Source organism: Coraliomargarita parva, from assembly GCF_027257905.1.
Classification (GTDB): Bacteria; Verrucomicrobiota; Verrucomicrobiia; order Opitutales; family Coraliomargaritaceae; genus Coraliomargarita_A; species Coraliomargarita_A parva.
Map to the genome: position 1 here is coordinate 391,234 of NZ_JAPZEI010000002.1, position 17,757 is coordinate 408,990.

Below are 17,757 nucleotides of genomic sequence, written 5' to 3' on the forward strand. Positions count from 1 at the left end.
CCCAAAACTCGAACTGACTAGCCCCAATGATTATGGATATTTCTGGAATGGGATTCACCGATGAACTTAGCTCGCTGCAACCGGGCATGAACATCGGCAACTTGCACATCGTCAGCTTCATCGGAAAAGGTGCGATCGGCGAAGTGTACCTTGCGCAACACGATATTCTCGGCAAGCAATTCGCCCTGAAGGTCATACCTAAGGGATTTTCGGCCGAGGAAGCCGCGGAAGCGTTCAAGCAAGCCGCGCGGATCCAAACCAAACTGGACCACCCTCACATCCTTCGTATCGACGATCTTGGTGAGGAGGATATGTTCTATTGGCTACGCATGGAATACATCGAAGGGGAAGTGACCGCGGACAAGACCAAGGTCCGTACTCTGGGAGACCTGATGCGCCATAACAAGGGGGCGCTGACCGAGGAGGAAGTCTGTTACTATGTGTACTACCTGCTGCTCGGTCTGGACCATGCCCACTCGCAGAAGGTCATACATTCCGACCTAAAGCCCTCGAATGTTATGTTGGCTGAAGAAGGTGTGAAGATTTCCGAGCTCGGAGTGACCGATCTGATCGGCCATGCCTGGGATGATTTCCATCTCCTGCGCCATGACATCCGCCTGGAGCCGACTCCCTTTGATCCCTTGCCGGGATTCAGCCGTGCACTGCCGGCTCTGTTGAGTGCCTTTGAGTACTACAGCCCGGAACAGCGTGTGGGCAAGTCCCCGGATGTTGCGAGCAACCTGTATACAGTGGGGCTGATGACCTACCGCATGCTGACGGGGCGTCACTGCCTCTCGATGGATCCTCCCACCCGTACGGTTAATGGGATCAACCCGCGCTGGGATGCCTGGATGACCCAGGCCCTCGCTTATGATCCGGAAGACCGTTTCCAATCTGCAGCTGAAATGCTCGAAGCCATGCCCGGTCTCCAGTCGTCCGAAGCCGCCGACACTTCCGATACTGAGACGCAAGCAGCCGGCTAAACAATACTTCTTCTATATTCTATTCTACAACTCGAACCTGTCATCATTCAAAGCACCATGGCTATCCAACGTAAGTTCAAAGTGACCACCACAATCACTCAATATATGTGGGCTTCCTCCCGGGACGATGCTGAAAAGTATCAGGAGGAATTGATTCGGAAAGGGAAGCTCGACATTTTCCGTGATGGCGAAACAGACGTGAAGTACTGTTTTGCAGGTGGTAACAACTTCGTTGAAGCGCCGGAGGACATTTCCCAGACCCGTAACCCGATGGAAGAGCCGCGTCGTGGCGACTGGCTGGAAATCCAGCACGGGGATGTCAAGGCCTGTGCGCTGGTGCGTCGCCTGACCCGCCGCAAGGTATACTACTTCGAGGCCCTGTCCAAGACCGAGCGTTCGGTTGACCGTGACCGCTGGCAGCGCTGGGCGGAGCAGCACATCATCCATCCGTCCTACGACGGCATCGTGCCTCCCTTTATCGTGGATGAAGTCATCCAGGCTCACGAGGACCGCGGTATGCTGAGCGGTTTCAGCGCGACTCCGGATTCCTCCCTTATTCTTGAGATCCTGGACAAGTATGGTTATGTTCCGGACGAGTACGAAGTGGAGAACGGTTACTGGGCGGAAATGTACATTGACCGTGCCCTTTCGGAGCGGATTCTGGCCAATCAGGACGATTCCGCTGTCCGTACCGGTACACACGATGACCCGGAAATGGGCGACTTTTCCATCGGTTTCTCCGAAGAATTGCCCACCATCGACGATTTTGAGTCCAAATTCTAGGGTTTTGGCGCTTTACGCGCTACATACATCAACTTAGAAAGTTTTACTATGCCACGTAAGTTAGCCTTTATTAATTACAAGGGAGGGGTCGGGAAGACCTCATTGATCGTAAATGTTGCCGCCTGTCTAGCGAAGAAGGGCAAGCGAGTCCTCCTGATCGATTTGGACACCCAGTCCAACTCAAGCATCTGGTTGATGCGCATTGAGCGCTGGAACCGAATCAACATGGAAAAGCGTGGTTCCATCTACTCGATTTTTGATCCGGGTGAAGACCGCATGAAGGATATCCGCGTGCGTGACGTGTTGCAGGACAACCAAGGCAAGCCTTTGCTGCCCGGGTTGGACCTCCTTCCGACGACTTTCAACCTGATCGACATCGAGAACGAGTATAAGATCAATCCGCAGCGCCCTCACTACCTGATCTTCAACGAGCAGATCCGTGAGATCGAGGATGACTACGATTTCATCCTCTACGATTGCCCGCCGAATGTGCTCAATGCAGCGCAGTGCGGTATCTTCAGTGCGGATGAGCTCTACGTTCCGTCCAATCCGGATGCACTTTCCCTGATCGGCTTCACCCTGATGATTGAGAAGCTTCTTCTCTTTTATCGTCGTTCCGCCGGTTTCCGCACTCAGGAAATGGGGAACTTTGCCCGTGTGGCAGGGGTGGTCTTCAATTCCATCAAGGCCAACGTCGATATCGGAGTGCCGAAGATGCGTATGCAACTTCGTTTGAATCAGTTCAAGAAGCAGCGCCTGGTTTCCAACGAAGCCAAGATTTTTAATACCTGTATCCGTGACGCAACAATTGTTCGCCGTGCGGTAACATTGGGGCTTCCGGTTTGCCTTGTTGAGAGCAAGGATGTGGCCGATGGAGTCGGAAAGGACTACGACGACTTGGCAGATGAAATCATTGCGCACAACGTAAATGCAGCCATGCCCGGCGGCAGTAATGTCTCCGTGGCAAGTGCTTCCTAAGCGGGTGAGCGCAGCATGGAGAAGTCCAGTGATTCACTGCTGCTGGGGCTGAGTGGCTCCGAGCGTCTGGCGGCCCGCTGGGACCGTGTCGCGTTTCGTGCCCAAGGCTCTCCCTTTGAGGACCTCAGTGTCTCCTGTCTGGCTAAAAATGCAGGTACGCGGTCTTGGTCGCGTTCCGGTTCCAAAGTCAAGGGGGACACGGTTGCACGCTACATTTATCTCAGTTTCGAGGAGTTGCTCGAAATTGAGAAACTCGACGAGAAGACCGCTGAGCACTTGATTGAGATCTGCGAAGCGACTTTCTTGTTCGAGGAGGAGTGTAACGAACTGGGCTCGTTTGAGGAGATCGACGCTCAGGCCACGGCGCAGCGCATGCGTTTTGTCGAGGAATACGGCCTGTACCAGGATTACCCAGTGGCTCTTTCCAATCTGGATTCCGACTTGCGTGAACTCTGCGCCGATGAGGAAATCATCACTTTTCTCGAGCTGATGGGCTTTCTGGATCGTCTGTCGGACAAGGCATGGATCGGTGGGGCCTACAAAAACCTTCAGAATGTCTTCGCTCACGGGGATGAGCGTGGTTTACAGAAGTATTTCCCGTACCGTATCGGGCATCGCGGCTTTCACCTGCCGGAGGCCCTGTCATTCTGTCTGAATCGCCTCGCACGCCGGGAGCTAGTCGCGGTGCTGGAATACCATGAACGCCGCCGCCGCCGCAGCCGTCTCGGGAACCACCGACGCGTGGAACTGCCTGAAGCGGTGGAAGCGAAGCTCCTGCCGGAGGTCTTGGAATGCATGCGTTATTTCGGGCACCGGCAGCCGCATTTGCTGGTTCGTCTCCATGACTCAGTGTACTTGACCCGCGAGCTCATGTTTCTGAACGACCCGCAGACGGAAGGGGTCTTGCACTGGTTGATCCACTTGGCTTTGGGCCTCTTCAAGCCTTCCAGTGCGGAGGGCGTGAACGAAGAACTGAAGAAGATCGACGTGAAGCTGAATGACGAGGTGCGCAAGGATTTGCGCGACTTGGTCGTCGACCAGGATTAGCCTTCGGTCGAGGCCATGACAAAGGCCTCCAGTTGTGTGCGCATTCGTTCGGGGATGGATGCCACCAGATAGATGCCTTCATCCCGCACTTCTTCCTTATGGACGCCGCCTTCGCGGTGCAAGCGGGCCACTAGATCGTAGCGCTGATGTGGGATCAAGAGCCTGACTTGCTCGAATTCGGCACTGATAATGGATTCCATGCGCTGGAGCAGGGTATCGATCCCTTCGCCTGTATGTGCGCTGATAAAGACGCTCTCGGGAAAGGAGAGACGGAGCTCCTGCATGGTGGCGTCGCGGTCCCAAAGGAGGTCGATCTTATTGAAGACGATAATCGTCTGCTTTTCGTCGGCCCCGAGTTCAGCCAGCACCTTGCGTGTGGTCTCTGCATGTGCTTTGACTTCGGGGCTGTTCGCATCCAACACGTGGATCAGGAAATTGGAAACGACGGCCTCTTCGAGTGTGGCCTTGAAGGCGTCGACCAGACGGTGTGGTAGATTGCGCACGAAGCCCACGGTGTCCGTGATGACGAGGGGTTGGCCGCTGGGGAGCGGACAGCGTCGGGAAGTCGGGTCGAGCGTGGCAAAGAGTTTGTCTTCGGCCAGGATCTCCGACTGTGTCAGTTTATTGAGTAGCGAGGATTTGCCCGCATTGGTGTAGCCGACGATGGCGCAGGTCGGGACCGGCACCGTCATGCGCTTTTTACGCTGTACCTGCCGGTGCTGGATCACGCTCTCGAGTTCCCGTTTAACCCGTGCGATCTTGGTGCGAACCATGCGTTGGTCCAGTTCGAGCTGGGTTTCCCCGGCATCACGCTGCATGGCACCGCCACCGCGTTGCCGGTCGAGGTGGGACCAGGCCCGGCGCAGGCGGGGAAGGTTGTACTCGAGACGCGCCAACTCGACCTGAAGCACGGCTTCACGGGTCTGTGCCCGGTCGCCGAAAATGTCGAGAATCACCTCCTGACGGTCAATTACGAGTAGCTTGCCCTCGGCGAGCTGTTCCCAGTTGCGTTGCTGGGCGGGGCTCAACTCGTTGTCGAAGACGATGACATCGCAGTCATGCTGTCGGGCTTCCTCGACCAGTTCGGCGGCCTTGCCGGGGCCGACCAGGAATTTGGCCTGCGGTTTCCGGACCGAGACCATGCGTTCATGTCCGATCCCGATGCCCAGGGTGGTTACGAGCTCGCGTAGCTCATCGAGCAGGCTGCGGGTCGTCTCCTCGCTGTCTTGTGGGAGGGTGATGCCGATCAGCATGGCGCGTTCCACCATCTTCGGCTTTTCTTTTACATCGTGCACGGTCGGATTATTCGGGAAAAGGCTGAGGACTAAAGCAGATCCACTTAAAATCAAATACCATTCCGCTGAATTTTTAGATTCACGCCGGTGTCGGATTGGACATGCTAAAGCCATGCTTCTCGCCCGCGATCTCTTCGACTTTCCGGAAAGCCTGCCGTTTCAGGAGTATTTCAGTCCGGATGTGCCCCCCTGGGAGTGGGTGTCCCGGATCAAGCAGGCTCTGGCCGCCTACGACTTTTCCGCGTACAATCCGGCGGCTCTCGGCGGATTGGAAATTCACGGGCATGTCTATATCGATCACAGTGTGGCGCTGCCATCCTTTGGCTCCATCACCGGGCCCGCTTATATCGGTCCTGGTTGTGAATTGCGCCCGGGGGTGTATATTCGCGGGAATGTAATTGCGGGGGCGAATTGTGTGCTGGGTAACTCCTGTGAATTCAAGAACTGTCTCCTATTGGACGGGGTGCAAGTACCTCATTTCAGTTATGTGGGGGACAGTATTCTCGGCAATGGCGCCCATCTCGGAGCCGGGGTCATCTGTTCGAACCTGCGTCTGGACCAGAGCGAGGTTCCGGTACAGTTGCCGGATGGTTCCCGTACCAGTTCTGGCCTGCGGAAGCTGGGGGCGATCCTTGGGGACCGCGCAGAGGTCGGCTGTAATGCTGTCTTGAACCCCGGTTCCATCCTCGGACGTCGGGCTCTGGTCATGCCGGCCATGGCCTTTCGTGGCACACTGCCGGACAATCGGGTCGCTTATGTCCGCGAGCGTATCGACAACGCGCCCCGGATGGACTAAGCGAAGGCGTTCTTCAGGGACAGCAGGTTGTCGAATGCGGCGCTTGCTCCGGCATCCATGAGCTCGACCTCGCTGTGGGCGCCGGTGGCTACTGTATAGCAGGGGATGCCGGCGGCAGTGGCGGTTGCCACATCCGTCGGTGAATCGCCGATCAGGCAGGCACCTTTTGTGCTGGCATTGAGGCGAGAAAGGACATGACGGGTCAGGCGCGGGTCCGGTTTGGCCCAAGGCGTATCGGTGTTTCCGATACAGGTGGTGATAAAGCGGTCAAAATCGCAGTGATGGCTTACCTGTCGCGCGGTGTCCCCGTGTTTGTTGGTGAAGATGGCCTGGGGGGTGCCAGTGCCGTGAAAATACTCGATGAGTTCCAGTGCACCGGGAAGAATGACCAGCCCCTCATACATGACCTCGGGGAAATAATGGCGGAATGCCCGGCAGGCGTCATCCAGCTGGTTCTTGGCGACAAAGAGAGCCATGGTATCGGCCATCGGGCCTCCAAGGCTTCGGCGGATGCTTTGATCGTCGGGCTCCGGCTGTCCCAAGCTGCGAATCACCTTGCGGTAGCAGTTGATGATACCGGAGGTTTGGTCGATGAGGGTGCCGTCCATATCCCAGAGGACGGTGTGGGGGCGTGTGAGTTTCACGAGCTGGTGTTATGAAATCCCGACGACCTAGGCTTCCACCTTCTGAGGTTCCAGTCCGAACAACTGGCGGCCCAAGTCATACATGTCTTCATAGATGCCGGCCGCGGTGGTTTCGGCCTGCAATTGCTCTACGCTGTGGCTGCCGGTTGCCACCAAATAAGCGGGAATCGGAATGACATCGGCGGCTGCGAAGTCGAAGGGGGAATCACCGATGAGGCAACTGCTGTCGTCGTCGGCTCCAAGCAAGTCCAGAATGTGACGGGTGAATTCCGGATCGGGCTTGCGGTAGGGGACATCGTCGGTGCCGACGATGGCATCGAGCCATGGGGCGAGGCCGAGGTGCTCGAGGATGGCACGGGAATGGTCGCCGAACTTGTTGGTCAGCACTCCCAGGGTGTAGCCTTCGGCCTTGAGAGACTGCAAGAGCCAGCTGACACCCGGCAATTCGGCGACGTCTTCCAGCATGATGCGATTGAAAAACTCTCGGAAGTGGGGCAAGGCCTCGTCAACCCGTTCGGGCCCCATTAGGCGCCCCAAGGTCACCGGGACGGAGCCGCCGACGGTGGCACGAACTGTAGCATAGTCACTCTCCGGCAGACCCAATTGCTTTTGGGCATGCGCAACGCTGCGATGGATAGCGCTGAAATGGTCGATTAAAGTGCCGTCTAAATCGAATAGAATGGTTTGCATCTGTGTGCCCATAGTCATCTTTTTTTTGAAAAACAGTTTTTACAGCTCAAAGATCCATGAGCAGGATTTGGACCTCTGGCAAGCGAAGGTATGCTTCCATGCATTTAGAATGAAACCAGATAACGTACATCAGGCAGGCTTCGATCTACGCGCAGGGCCGGAAGGCGTCGTTCTCGTGTTGATCGGTACTTGGCTGATGCGGGTGGATCGGCCGGATGCCGCGGCGGCGCTCGAGGGATTTGGAGCCGGAGGGGCTGTAGGCCCTGTACGCTTCGACACGAGCGGGCTCGACGACTGGGATACGGCGCTGCTTGTTTGGGTACAAACGGTTCGAGGGCAGGCTGCCAGGCTTGGACTGGAATGTGAACTCGACGGACTCCCCGAGGGCGCGCGGCGCATGCTCGCACTCGCAATGTCCGCTCCGGAGCAGGAAGCCGAGTCGGAAGCTCCGACCGGTTTCTTTGAAAAACTGGGTTTGCAAGCACTCGTTGCCTGGAGGGCGGTGGAGGATTATCTCGAGTTCATGGGGCAACTGATGCTCGATCTGGTAGCCTTTTTCCGTGGTCGCGGGACGGCCCGGCTGAAGGACTTTCTTTTTATCCTGCAACAAACCGGTGTGCAGGCCTTGCCGATTGTCGCCCTGCTCAGTTTTCTTACCGGCTTGATTATTGCCTTTATCGGTGTGATTCAGCTGCAAAAATTCGCGGCCGATATTTATGTCGCCGATTTGGTCGGCTTGGCCACGACCCGTGAACTCGGGGCGGTCATGGCCGGAGTGATTATGGCGGGGCGGACCGGTGCGGCATTTGCGGCCCAGATCGGCAGTATGCAGGTCAACGAGGAAGTGGATGCCCTGGTCACCTTCGGGATTTCACCGATGCGTTTTCTCGTGGTGCCCCGTGTGGTCGCCCTTGTCCTGATGATGCCACTTTTGTGCGCTTGCGCGGATTTTGTTTCCATCTTCGGCGGAATGGTCGTTGCCATGTCGATTTCCGATGTCAGTGCCGTCCAGTATTTCTATCAGGTCGAGGCGGCGGTCGACCTGAATGATTTGATGGGCGGGATCTTCAAAAGCGGGGTCTTTGGGGCCATCATCGCCCTGTCGGGCTGTTATCGTGGCCTGAACTGTGGGCGTGACGCGACTGCGGTCGGTCTGGCCGCGACCTCGGCGGTGGTCACTTCAATCACGTGGATTGTGGTCGCTGATGCGATCTTCGCAGTCATGTTTCATATCCTTGGAATTTAGCAATGAGCCACAAACCGGAGATGATCAAGGTACAGGACCTGCGTATGGGCTACGGGGATTATACCGTCATGCAGGATTTGAATTTCACGGTCCGGAAAGGCGAGGTCAAGGTGATCATGGGGGAGAGTGGTTGCGGCAAAAGCACCTTGCTCAAGCATCTGGTCGGGCTGGAGCTGGCTCGCGCGGGCCGCATCTACTACAATGGCGATTTGTTTGATCCAAATGTGGACGAAGCCGGCATCCGGCGCCGTTTCGGTGTACTGTTCCAGGGCGGAGCCCTGTGGAGTTCCATGACGGTGGCCGAGAATATCGCCTTGCCACTGGAGCAATACACGGATTTGGAGGCTCCGGAAATCCGCGAGATTGTCTCATTTAAATTGGCGCTGGTCGGCTTGGACGGGAGCGGTGACCGTTATCCCTCGGAGTTGAGTGGGGGGATGCGCAAGCGTGCCGGACTGGCGCGGGCGATTGCACTGGATCCGGAAATCCTGTTCTTTGACGAACCGTCGGCGGGCTTGGATCCCATCAGTTCGAAACGCCTCGACGACCTTATCCTACAGTTGCGGGACGCGTTGGGTGCGACTGTTGTGGTGGTGACACATGAACTTGCCAGTATCTTTGCCATTGCCGACTCGGCGCTCTACCTCGATGCGGCGAGTAAAACCGCTCTCTGTGACGGCGCTCCCAAGGCCTTGATGGAGGATCCCGGGGTGGACGCCAAAGTGCGTCGCTTCCTCTCGCGGGGCGAATCCGGAGAAATGTCCTAAACGTTTGTCTTTATCTAACGAAGTCTTCACCTTGCTTCCTTAACGTGAACCGAAATCCTAATCCAAAACTGATCGGAGCCTTTGTCGCATGTTCAGGTGCCCTGTTGATTTGCCTGATCTTGTTTTTCGGTTCGGCTTCGATCTTCCGGAATACCTCACAATTCATACTCTTTTTCGACCAGTCGGTGAATGGGCTGCAGGTCGGTTCTCCAGTCAAATTCCGTGGGGTTCCGGTTGGTTCGGTGGAGCGTATCCTGATTCGTGCGGAGGGGCAAAAGCGCAATTCCACGGCCATTCCCGTGATCATCACGCTGGATTACTCACGTCTGGAGAAAAATCTGGGCGGGGTTCAGGATATTTTCGCTCCCACCTCCTTTGACGACTGCGTGGGGCATGGGCTGGTGGCACAGTTGAATTTGGAGAGTGTGATTACGGGGCAGCTCTTTGTCGAATTCACAGTCGAACCGGACAAGGCACAGGGCCTCAAGCCGCATCTGAAGAAAAACGACGGGTTGGTGGAAATTCCGACTCTGGCATCTTATCTCGACCAAGTGACCACCGACTTGGTACAGCTTGTTTCGTCCGTCAACGCGATCGATCTGCCACGCCTCAATCAAAATGTGAACCGTGTGCTCGAAAACATGGCTGTGGTGTTGGAGGGGGTCGACTCGAAGGGAATCAGCGATTCGGTCAAAGCCGCGGCGGGGAATCTGAACAGCTTTATCGAATCCGGTGAGCTGACTGTAACCCTGCAGGAGATCCGCACTGCGGTGGCGGCTATCCGCGCCACGGTCAAAACCTACGATCTGGAGGAAGGGCCGATGGCGGAGACCGTACGGGTCTGGACGAATCAGTTCACCAAGACGCTGGCTCAACTGGATCAGCTGCTGGAGGCAACCACCAAGACCATGGGGCCGGATTCGAACCTGAGGTATGAACTCGAGAATTCCCTGCGGGAGCTTGGCCGCGCCTCACGTTCTATCCGCCAATTGGCGGAATACCTGGAGCGCAACCCGAATGCCTTGCTCACCGGACGTCCCGAAGCTATAAGTAAACCATGAAACAGGCGATCTATCGTTTCCTATTCAGTCTGATGCTGGTTGTCGGGCTGGGGGCCTGTGTCGGCTTGAAACCACGCCCTGACAAAATGCGCACCTATGTTCTCGGGCCGCTGGAACTGCTTGAGCCGGAGCAGGACCTTGCCATGCCTATTTATATCGAACGTCCGGATTTGCCGGCTTATTCGACCGGTAACCGCTTTGTGATAAGGGACAAAAACGGTCGGACGAGTAGTCTGGATGATGCACGCTGGGCCGAAATGCTGCCGGATACGGTGTCCCGTGCATTGGGTGAGTGGGTGGCGGATCAAAGCGGCCGTCGCCTAGGTGGCTATTACCCCTGGCCGAAGATGAGCAATACCTTGGTTTCGGTGCGTGTGCAATTCCAGCAGTTTGTGGCGACGGCGGACGGCCGGATTCTGGTTTCGGCGCAGTGGCAGGTGAGTGCCGAAGGCGTTGAGGCCAAGTCGGGAGGCTATCTTTCTGAGAATATTGTCTGGCAGCCGGACGATCCGGAAAGTATCGTTTCCGGATACAATCAGGCGCTTCGTGAACTGGCCGCTTTGGTCGCGGATGCATTCCAGTAAGCATGTCTTTTCAAGATATTCATTCCACCCTCCGACTCGGCAAGCATTCTGCTGAACGCTGATCAACTGCTTATGTTTTTCGAAAAATACACCACGGATGATTTCTTTGACGAAATGTTCGAGCCGGATGGTTCGGTGCGCCTCCACTACCGGGCCATTCTAGAACGCATGCAGGGCATGAACCCCGAACAATACGACCAGAAGCGTCAAGCGGTCGACTTGTCTTTCCTGCGTCAGGGAATCACTTTTACCGTCTATAGCGATGATGAGGGGACGGAGAAGATTTTCCCCTTCGATTTGATGCCACGAATCATCCCGAATACGGAATGGGTGGCGCTCGAACGTGGGCTGACCCAGCGTGTCCAGGCGCTCAACATGTTCCTGAAGGATATCTACAATGAGCAGCGGATTATCAAGGAGGGGATCATTCCCGCGAGTTACATCCTGTCGGGCAAACACTTCCGCCGTGAGTTTATGGGGATCTCCGTGCCCCATGATATTTATGTTCATATTTGCGGAACGGACCTGATCCGCGACGACAAGGGCAACTATCTGGTCCTCGAAGACAATGCGCGTTCGCCCTCCGGCGTGTCCTACCTGCTGGAGAACCGCCAGGCCATGAAGCGGGCCTTCCCGAACTTCTTCCCGCGCGCCGGGGTGCGCCCGGTGGAGAACTATTCGGAGGAACTTCTCAAGACGCTCCAGTTCGTGGCTCCGCATGGTAAGGAGAATCCGGTTTGCGTGCTTTTGACCCCCGGCCACTTTAACAGCGCGTATTTCGAGCACTGCTTCCTCGCCCGGCAGATGGGGATTGAAATCGTGGAAGGGAGCGACCTGGTCGTGCGCGACTTCAAGGTGTACATGCGGACGACCCAAGGGCTTCAGCAGGTGGATGTGATTTATCGCCGGATCGACGACGACTTTCTCGATCCCAGTGTGTTTCGACCTGACTCCATGCTGGGCGTGCCCGGACTGGTCAACGCCCTGCGGGCCGGCAATGTCAACATCGCCAATGCGATCGGAACCGGCATTTCCGACGACAAGCTGATCTATGCCTTCGTTCCGGACATGATCCGTTTCTACCTCTCCGAAGAGCCCTTGATCGGGCAGGTCGATACCTACATCGCCTCGGAAGAGCAGGACTACAAGTACATCATGGACAACCTTGCGGATCTGGTGGTGAAGTCGACCAATGAAGCCGGCGGATACGGCATGTTGATCGGCCCCAAGGCGACCAAGGAGGAGGTGGCGACTTTCCGGCGCCTGATCCAGGAGGATCCGCGGAATTTTATCGCCCAACCGCCGATCATGCTTTCCCGGCATCCCACCTGGTGTGCGGATGATTTCGAAGGCCGGCACGTCGACCTTCGCCCCTACATTCTCTCCGGTGAAAAGACCACGATCGTGCCCGGTGGTTTAACACGGGTGGCGCTGCGCAAAGGCTCGCTGGTCGTGAATTCCTCTCAGGGTGGGGGGAGTAAGGACACTTGGGTCCTGTATTCTGACGGTTGATTGTCTGGCTGAGCCCCAAAACAAAGATTTTTATGCTATCTAGAGTTGCCGATTCTCTTTATTGGATGAGCCGTTACATTGAGCGGGCCGAAAATATCGCCCGTCTGCTTGATGTGAATCTCCAGTTGTTGCTCGATTTCGAGGAAATGGACGATGACAAGCTAAAGGAGCACTGGGAACCGGTGATCCGTGCCGCCGGCGAGGAAAAACAGTTCTACGAGCTGTACGACCAGGCGGACTCACAGAGCGTGACGGACTTCCTGACCTTCAATCGCGACAATCCCAGTTCGGTGATTTCCTGCATGTTTGCGGCCCGTGAAAATGCCCGGATGATTCGAGATCAGATCTCGACGGAGATGTGGCAGTGCCTGAACCAGGCCTATCTTTTCCTGAAATCCAACAATGCCAAGTTGGTGTGGGAGAGCGGACCCTACGAGTTCTACAAGCAGATACAGGATTACAGCCACCTCTTCCTGGGCTTGACGGACGCGACTTTCTCGCATGCGGAAGGCTTCCATTTCATGCAGGTCGGCAAGTTTCTGGAACGCGCGGACAAGACCAGCCGTATTCTGGACATCAAGTACCACATTCTGTTACCCAGCGTGGATGAAGTGGGTGGGGCGGTCGACGCCGTGCAATGGGGGGCGATTCTACGCTCCTGTAGTGCCTTCGAAGCCTATCACCGGCTCTATGTGAGTAGTGTCAACCCGCTCAAGGTCTCCGATTTTCTCATCTTTAACGACGATTTCCCTCGTTCGATCAAGTTTTGTGTACGGGAACTCGACCGCAACTTGCACCGCATCTCGGGTTGCCCCTTGTCGGAGTTTTCCAATTCCGCAGAGCGTGTCTCGGGGCGTATTCAGAGCGAGATGATCTACAGTGGTATCAACGAGGCTTTCAGTCTCGGGCTGCACGAATACCTGGAGAACCTGCAGGACAAGTTCATTGAGATTGGGAAAGCGGTCTACGATACCTACATGTTTCACCCCCGCCTGGACCTGGCGACGGAAATCGCGGCGCAACAGCAACAGCAGCAACAATAGTCGAGGCCGGAAATTTTCGGCTTGTTTGACCGGCTGGCTGCGATGTATGGACAGCATAGCGGAGCCCTGTGTGGTTCCCCGCATCTGATGAAACTCTCGATTACGCACGCGACGACATTTAGCTATTCCAGTTCAGTTCGTGACAGCATGAACGATGTTCGCCTGTGCCCGGTTTCAGACGAATGGCAGCAATGCCAGTCGTTCTCCCTCCATGTGGTCCCTACGGAATACAGTATCCTGCGTCGTCTGGACTTCTACATGAACCAGGTGCATCACATCGAAGTCCCCGATCCGCACCGTGAGTTGAGGATCGAGGCACGGTCTGTGGTGGAGACCTTTGCCGATACCCGGTGCTTTGACCGGGCTTCGGATTCAGCGCTGTTGCCCTTACTCGCCAGAAGTGAACAGTTCTACGATTTCGTGTCCGCCAGCGAACGTGTGCCCCTGGTTCCTGCGGTCATCCATGTCAGCAAGGAGGTGCTCCCCGATGGCATGAAGGATGTACAAGAAGCGGTCCTTGCGGTCATGGGCTATGTGTATCAGTCGTTCACCTACGAACCAGGGTACACCAATGTCGAAACGCCGGTCGTCGAAGTTTTTGAATCGAGACGGGGGGTCTGTCAGGATTTTGCCCATGTAATGATTGCGCTCTGCCGTTGCCACTGCATTCCGGCACGCTACGTCAGCGGGTATTTCCACATTGAAAAGGCGGTGGAGGGAACGGCCGATGACAATATGCAATCACATGCCTGGGTGGAGTGCTATCTGCCTGATATCGGCTGGGTGGGGTATGACCCGACCCATCACCGCCGGATCTGTGACCGCTATGTCAAGGTTGCGGTGGGGCGTGACTACTCGGATGTGCGGCCGGTGGCCGGCACCTACCGGGGAGACGTGGATGCACAGTTGGATGTGACCGTCCGCGTCGAGAAAATTTAATTTTTTTGAAAGTGCTGTTGACAAGTCGTCTCTGAATTGAAGCATTCCGAGCTTCGTTCTTGATACAGCATGTCTGATATCACTAGATGGTGGTTGTAGCTCAGTTGGTTAGAGCACTGGTTTGTGGTACCAGGGGTCGCGGGTTCAAATCCCGTCTACCACCCCATCCCTTTCTAATTAAGCCGTTGTTTATCAACGGCTTTTTTTGTCGATGGAAGTCCGCGGGTTCGGATCCGGTCAGGTACTGATTGCGGCAAGAATCGCGCCCATGTCCGGGGCATCCTTGATTTGCTGTCGAAGCCGGTCGGAACGGGCCACCCGGGCAATATCCGCCAAGGTGGTGAGGTGGCCCTCGGTGTCGCCGCTGGGGCTGACCAGGAAAAAGACGAAATCGATGCCTTCGTCCTGTTCGGGGAGGACGAGGCTGGGCTTCATCCGTGCGGCAAAGCACATGCGGCTGTCGATTTGGTCACTGTAGACATGCGGGATGGCGATACCGTGGCCGAGAAAGGCGGGGAATATCTTTTCCTGGGCACCCAGGGCTTCCAGCATTTCGTCTTTGGAGAGGTTGTCACATTGTTCGGCTGCCGCTGTTGTCAGGTTTTCGTAGAGGCATTCTAGGGTCTCGCAATGTAGCTGCAGGTACCTGCCGCCCTGAAGCGCGCGAAGGAGGTGTCCTTCGGACCGGCGCAGGCAGATGACTTCGTCCTCCTCTCGCACCATTTCCTTGAGGGCTGAGTCATGGGGGATTGCCTTCAACTGCTTGCCCCGTCGGATGAACAGGGGGTGCCAGTCGCCGGAGGGGAGACTTTTGCCTTCCTCCCAGCTGACCGATTCAAAGCTGCTCTCGCCCTGCATGAGCTCGCTTCCGATGACGGCGGGGCGCGAGAGGTCGCCGAAGACGGCCTCTCCGGTCAACTGGTCTTCCGTCGACGGACTGTCCAAGGGGATCCAGCCAAAGACCTTTTCATTATCCAGTTGTTCGGCCCATCGCTGCATGAGCAGCTCGTTCAGCTCGATATTGTCGGTCAGGGCCAGCACATACCCGGCCCCGAATAGCTGCTGTTCTTCCTCGTAGAGTTTTTCGGCTTCCATGCCGTCCCGGTTGAGTGCGGTCAGCCCTTCCTTGCGGGCGAGTGCGATATTACGTGAATTGGTGTCGAGTAGAATGACCGACTGTACCTCTTCCTTGGCCAGCTTCCGGGCCAGTTCACGCCCGAAGTGATGTGCCCCGATGACGATCCAGTCGTTGGGGGCCGGTCGTTGCAGGCGGAGAAGTTTCGCCACGATGCCGGCGGAAAGCCCCTGGATGAGAACGGTCGCGCAGATGACCGAATACACGAAGGATTCGAGCAGGGCGGCATCGCCTGGACTCTCTTCCTTGCCGTTGAGGGTGAGGGCGAAGAGGGAGGCCATGGAGGCGGCGACCACCCCACGGGGGGCAACCCAGCTAAGCAGGGCGCGCTCCCGCAGGTTCAGGGACGTGCCCCAGGAGGAAGCTGTGACGCTGAGGGGGCGGATCAGCAGGATGACGGAGAGCAGGACCCAGCCGCCGCCCATCTCGAAGAACCGGGTGAATTCGCTGAATTCGAGCCTTGCCACGAGCAGGAGGAAGAGCATGCCGATGAGCAGGTCGACGATTTCGGCCTTGAAGGCTTTGATCTCGCGCAAGCGGCGTGGTTTCTTGACCCCGACAATAATGCCGGCGATGGTCACGGCGAGCAGGCCGGCTTCCGGTTTGATCAGCTCGGTGGCACCAAAGATAAACATGGCGCAGGCCAGTGCGAAGGCATTGACGATGTTGTCCGGAACAAAGCCTCGGGACATGAGCCAATAAATTGTATAGCCCCCGGCGACACCGATCCCAGCACCGCTGACAATCCGGATGAGGAAATTGGGCAGTGCGACAGTTCCGCCCCCTTCCACCACCCATTCGAAGCAGAGAATGGCGACGAAGACACCGATCGAATCAATCAGCACGCCTTCCCAATGCAGTATGCTGCCCAACTTTTGCTGTACGCGAATCCTGCGCAGCAGCGGGACAATGACGGTGGGTCCGGTCACGATGACCAGACTGCCCATCAGTAGTGAAAAGGAAGGCGAAGTTTGGAAGACCAGGTAGACGGTGGCGGCAACCCCCAGCCAAGTGATGAGCACCCCAACGGAGAGCAAGCGCTTGATTACGGTCGAGGTGTGGGTGAAGTCCTTGAGATCGAGGGTCAGTCCGCCTTCGAAGAGGATGAGCCCCACCGCGAGTGAGACGATCATCGGCAGGTAAGCGCCCAAGGCGTCCGGTTGAAAGAGATCAAAGCCCTCAGGGCCGAGCGCGAAACCGCCAAGGAGGAGTAGTACGATCGTGGGCAGGTGCAGCTTGCGGGAGAGGACCGTGAGAAAACAGCCGGCTCCGACCGCGAAGCAAAGTGACCACAGTGCTTGTCCGGAACTGGCGAGTGCTAGTGTGGGAGGTATCAAGTCGTAGGTTGTTGACTGCTTAGATCGTTCGTTGACCCAGGTAGAGTAAGAGCAACTTCCGTGCTCAGGCAAGCCGGCGCAGCGCCTCAGTCATCGAGGTCGTGGCACATGCCCAATGCGGGCGACACGTCCTTGGTCTTGCCGATGATTTGTGCGGGCACCCCGGCGACGCTGGTATGGGGCGGCACGGGCTTGAGGACCACGCTACCGGCGCCGACTTTGGCACCTTCCCCGATTTCCACGTTACCGAGGATCTTGGCTCCGGCACCGAGCAGCACACCGGAACGCACTTTCGGGTGGCGGTCCCCGCGGTCTTTTCCGGTCCCCCCCAGTGTGACCTCGTGCAGGATGGAGACATTATCCTCGACGACTGAAGTCTCGCCGGCGACGAAGCCGGTGGCGTGGTCGAGCAGGATCCCACAGCCAATCTGGGCGGCCGGGTGAATGTCGACCGCAAAGGTTTCCGAGATCAGGCTCTGCAGGTAGAGCGCAAATTCATGACGTCCGCTGTTCCAGAGGTGATGGCCGACACGGTAGCAGACAATCGCCTGGAAGCCCTTGAAGTAAAGCAGGGGGGTGAGTACGTCGGGGCAGGCCGGATCCCGTTCGTAGACGGCATTCATGTCGCAAGCGACCTGTTGCAGGATCTTGGGTTCGTGCATGAAGGCCTCCATGAAGGTTTCGTGCAGGACATCGATCGATGCTGCGTGATTGACGAGTTTTCGGGTCAGCCGGTAAGTCAGGCACTCGGCAAATGATTGACGGTCCAGAACCGTTTGGTTGAGCAGCGTCAGCAAGGCAGGTTCACGCGCGACGATGGCGTGGGCGCGACGCCGGATTTCATTCCAATGTTCATCTAAATCAATTGCTTCCATAAACAGTCGTACTGGCAAGTGGGCACGGGGCCGACTACAGTC

The 17,757-nt window shown here is 56.8% G+C and carries 17 protein-coding genes and 1 tRNA gene; 13 read left to right on the forward strand and 5 right to left on the reverse strand.

Going from position 1 to position 17,757, the window contains the following annotated elements; all coding sequences use genetic code 11:
* Positions 1 to 32: 32 nt before the first annotated feature.
* From O2597_RS03975 to O2597_RS03990, 4 genes are read left to right on the forward strand one after another with little or no spacing between them, the layout of a single operon-like run.
* Positions 33 to 983: a serine/threonine protein kinase gene (locus O2597_RS03975; RefSeq protein ID WP_269522897.1), complete on the forward strand. Its 951-nt coding sequence runs from the start codon at positions 33 to 35 to the stop codon at positions 981 to 983.
* A gap of 57 nt (positions 984 to 1,040) precedes the next feature.
* Complete coding sequence (locus O2597_RS03980; RefSeq protein WP_269522898.1) at positions 1,041 to 1,766, forward strand: hypothetical protein; 726 nt, start codon at positions 1,041 to 1,043, stop codon at positions 1,764 to 1,766.
* Positions 1,767 to 1,814: 48 nt separating this feature from the next.
* Positions 1,815 to 2,744, forward strand: coding sequence for a ParA family protein (locus tag O2597_RS03985; RefSeq protein ID WP_269522899.1), 930 nt, complete (start codon positions 1,815 to 1,817; stop codon positions 2,742 to 2,744).
* A gap of 15 nt (positions 2,745 to 2,759) precedes the next feature.
* A complete protein-coding gene (locus O2597_RS03990) occupies positions 2,760 to 3,791 on the forward strand; it encodes a hypothetical protein (protein WP_269522900.1) in 1,032 nt (343 codons plus the stop codon).
* Here the strand turns inward: O2597_RS03990 and hflX are convergent.
* Positions 3,788 to 5,086, reverse strand: coding sequence for a GTPase HflX (gene hflX, locus O2597_RS03995; protein ID WP_269522901.1), 1,299 nt, complete (start codon positions 5,084 to 5,086; stop codon positions 3,788 to 3,790). The two genes, O2597_RS03990 and hflX, sit on opposite strands and share 4 nt — an antisense overlap.
* A 112-nt stretch (positions 5,087 to 5,198) precedes the next feature.
* Between hflX and O2597_RS04000 the strand changes: the two genes are divergently transcribed.
* Positions 5,199 to 5,882, forward strand: coding sequence for an acyltransferase (locus tag O2597_RS04000; protein WP_269522902.1), 684 nt, complete (start codon positions 5,199 to 5,201; stop codon positions 5,880 to 5,882).
* Here the strand turns inward: O2597_RS04000 and O2597_RS04005 are convergent.
* Positions 5,879 to 6,526 (reverse strand): HAD family hydrolase, encoded by a 648-nt coding sequence (locus O2597_RS04005; RefSeq protein WP_269522903.1) that lies wholly within the window; start codon positions 6,524 to 6,526, stop codon positions 5,879 to 5,881. The two genes, O2597_RS04000 and O2597_RS04005, sit on opposite strands and share 4 nt — an antisense overlap.
* A gap of 27 nt (positions 6,527 to 6,553) precedes the next feature.
* Positions 6,554 to 7,228: an HAD family hydrolase gene (locus tag O2597_RS04010; RefSeq protein WP_269522904.1), complete on the reverse strand. Its 675-nt coding sequence runs from the start codon at positions 7,226 to 7,228 to the stop codon at positions 6,554 to 6,556.
* 97 nt (positions 7,229 to 7,325) lie between these two features.
* Here O2597_RS04010 and O2597_RS04015 point away from each other — a divergent pair, with 97 nt between their 5' ends.
* From O2597_RS04015 to O2597_RS04050, 8 genes are all read left to right on the forward strand, one after another.
* Positions 7,326 to 8,462 carry an MlaE family ABC transporter permease gene (locus O2597_RS04015; RefSeq protein ID WP_269522905.1) on the forward strand — a complete coding sequence of 379 codons (1,137 nt, stop codon included), beginning with the start codon at positions 7,326 to 7,328 and terminating at the stop codon, positions 8,460 to 8,462.
* Positions 8,463 to 8,464: 2 nt separating this feature from the next.
* Positions 8,465 to 9,229: an ABC transporter ATP-binding protein gene (locus O2597_RS04020; protein ID WP_269522906.1), complete on the forward strand. Its 765-nt coding sequence runs from the start codon at positions 8,465 to 8,467 to the stop codon at positions 9,227 to 9,229.
* Positions 9,230 to 9,273: 44 nt separating this feature from the next.
* Positions 9,274 to 10,290 carry an MlaD family protein gene (locus O2597_RS04025; RefSeq protein ID WP_269522907.1) on the forward strand — a complete coding sequence of 339 codons (1,017 nt, stop codon included), beginning with the start codon at positions 9,274 to 9,276 and terminating at the stop codon, positions 10,288 to 10,290.
* The gene (locus O2597_RS04030; RefSeq protein WP_269522908.1) at positions 10,287 to 10,874 is read left to right on the forward strand and encodes a PqiC family protein; all 588 of its coding nucleotides are present in this window, start codon (positions 10,287 to 10,289) and stop codon (positions 10,872 to 10,874) included. Before O2597_RS04025 ends, O2597_RS04030 begins: the two co-directional genes overlap by 4 nt.
* Before the next feature lie 72 nt (positions 10,875 to 10,946).
* Positions 10,947 to 12,386, forward strand: coding sequence for a circularly permuted type 2 ATP-grasp protein (locus O2597_RS04035; protein ID WP_269522909.1), 1,440 nt, complete (start codon positions 10,947 to 10,949; stop codon positions 12,384 to 12,386).
* A 32-nt stretch (positions 12,387 to 12,418) separates the two neighbouring features.
* Positions 12,419 to 13,429 (forward strand): alpha-E domain-containing protein, encoded by a 1,011-nt coding sequence (locus O2597_RS04040; protein ID WP_269522910.1) that lies wholly within the window; start codon positions 12,419 to 12,421, stop codon positions 13,427 to 13,429.
* An 87-nt stretch (positions 13,430 to 13,516) separates the two neighbouring features.
* Positions 13,517 to 14,368, forward strand: coding sequence for a transglutaminase family protein (locus O2597_RS04045; protein WP_269522911.1), 852 nt, complete (start codon positions 13,517 to 13,519; stop codon positions 14,366 to 14,368).
* An 89-nt stretch (positions 14,369 to 14,457) separates the two neighbouring features.
* Positions 14,458 to 14,534: transfer RNA gene (locus O2597_RS04050), tRNA-His, on the forward strand.
* A 71-nt stretch (positions 14,535 to 14,605) separates the two neighbouring features.
* Here O2597_RS04050 and O2597_RS04055 read toward each other — a convergent pair.
* Together O2597_RS04055 and cysE are read right to left on the reverse strand one after the other, a co-directional pair.
* Positions 14,606 to 16,840 carry a cation:proton antiporter domain-containing protein gene (locus O2597_RS04055; RefSeq protein ID WP_269522912.1) on the reverse strand — a complete coding sequence of 745 codons (2,235 nt, stop codon included), beginning with the start codon at positions 16,838 to 16,840 and terminating at the stop codon, positions 14,606 to 14,608.
* An 86-nt stretch (positions 16,841 to 16,926) separates the two neighbouring features.
* Positions 16,927 to 17,715: a serine O-acetyltransferase gene (cysE, locus tag O2597_RS04060; RefSeq protein WP_269522913.1), complete on the reverse strand. Its 789-nt coding sequence runs from the start codon at positions 17,713 to 17,715 to the stop codon at positions 16,927 to 16,929.
* Positions 17,716 to 17,757 lie beyond the last annotated feature (42 nt).

Bases quoted from the DNA above. Each gene is read 5' to 3' on its own strand.
- O2597_RS03990 (WP_269522900.1), top strand. From the start codon at position 2,760: ATGGAGAAGTCCAGTGATTCACTGCTGCTGGGGCTGAGTGGCTCCGAG.
- O2597_RS04010 (WP_269522904.1), bottom strand. From the start codon at position 7,228: ATGGGCACACAGATGCAAACCATTCTATTCGATTTAGACGGCACTTTA.
- O2597_RS04035 (WP_269522909.1), top strand. From the start codon at position 10,947: ATGTTTTTCGAAAAATACACCACGGATGATTTCTTTGACGAAATGTTC.
- O2597_RS03975 (WP_269522897.1), top strand. From the start codon at position 33: ATGGATATTTCTGGAATGGGATTCACCGATGAACTTAGCTCGCTGCAA.
- O2597_RS04015 (WP_269522905.1), top strand. From the start codon at position 7,326: ATGAAACCAGATAACGTACATCAGGCAGGCTTCGATCTACGCGCAGGG.
- O2597_RS04045 (WP_269522911.1), top strand. From the start codon at position 13,517: ATGAAACTCTCGATTACGCACGCGACGACATTTAGCTATTCCAGTTCA.
- O2597_RS04020 (WP_269522906.1), top strand. From the start codon at position 8,465: ATGAGCCACAAACCGGAGATGATCAAGGTACAGGACCTGCGTATGGGC.
- O2597_RS03985 (WP_269522899.1), top strand. From the start codon at position 1,815: ATGCCACGTAAGTTAGCCTTTATTAATTACAAGGGAGGGGTCGGGAAG.
- O2597_RS04040 (WP_269522910.1), top strand. From the start codon at position 12,419: ATGCTATCTAGAGTTGCCGATTCTCTTTATTGGATGAGCCGTTACATT.
- O2597_RS04000 (WP_269522902.1), top strand. From the start codon at position 5,199: ATGCTTCTCGCCCGCGATCTCTTCGACTTTCCGGAAAGCCTGCCGTTT.
- cysE (WP_269522913.1), bottom strand. From the start codon at position 17,715: ATGGAAGCAATTGATTTAGATGAACATTGGAATGAAATCCGGCGTCGC.
- O2597_RS03980 (WP_269522898.1), top strand. From the start codon at position 1,041: ATGGCTATCCAACGTAAGTTCAAAGTGACCACCACAATCACTCAATAT.
- O2597_RS04030 (WP_269522908.1), top strand. From the start codon at position 10,287: ATGAAACAGGCGATCTATCGTTTCCTATTCAGTCTGATGCTGGTTGTC.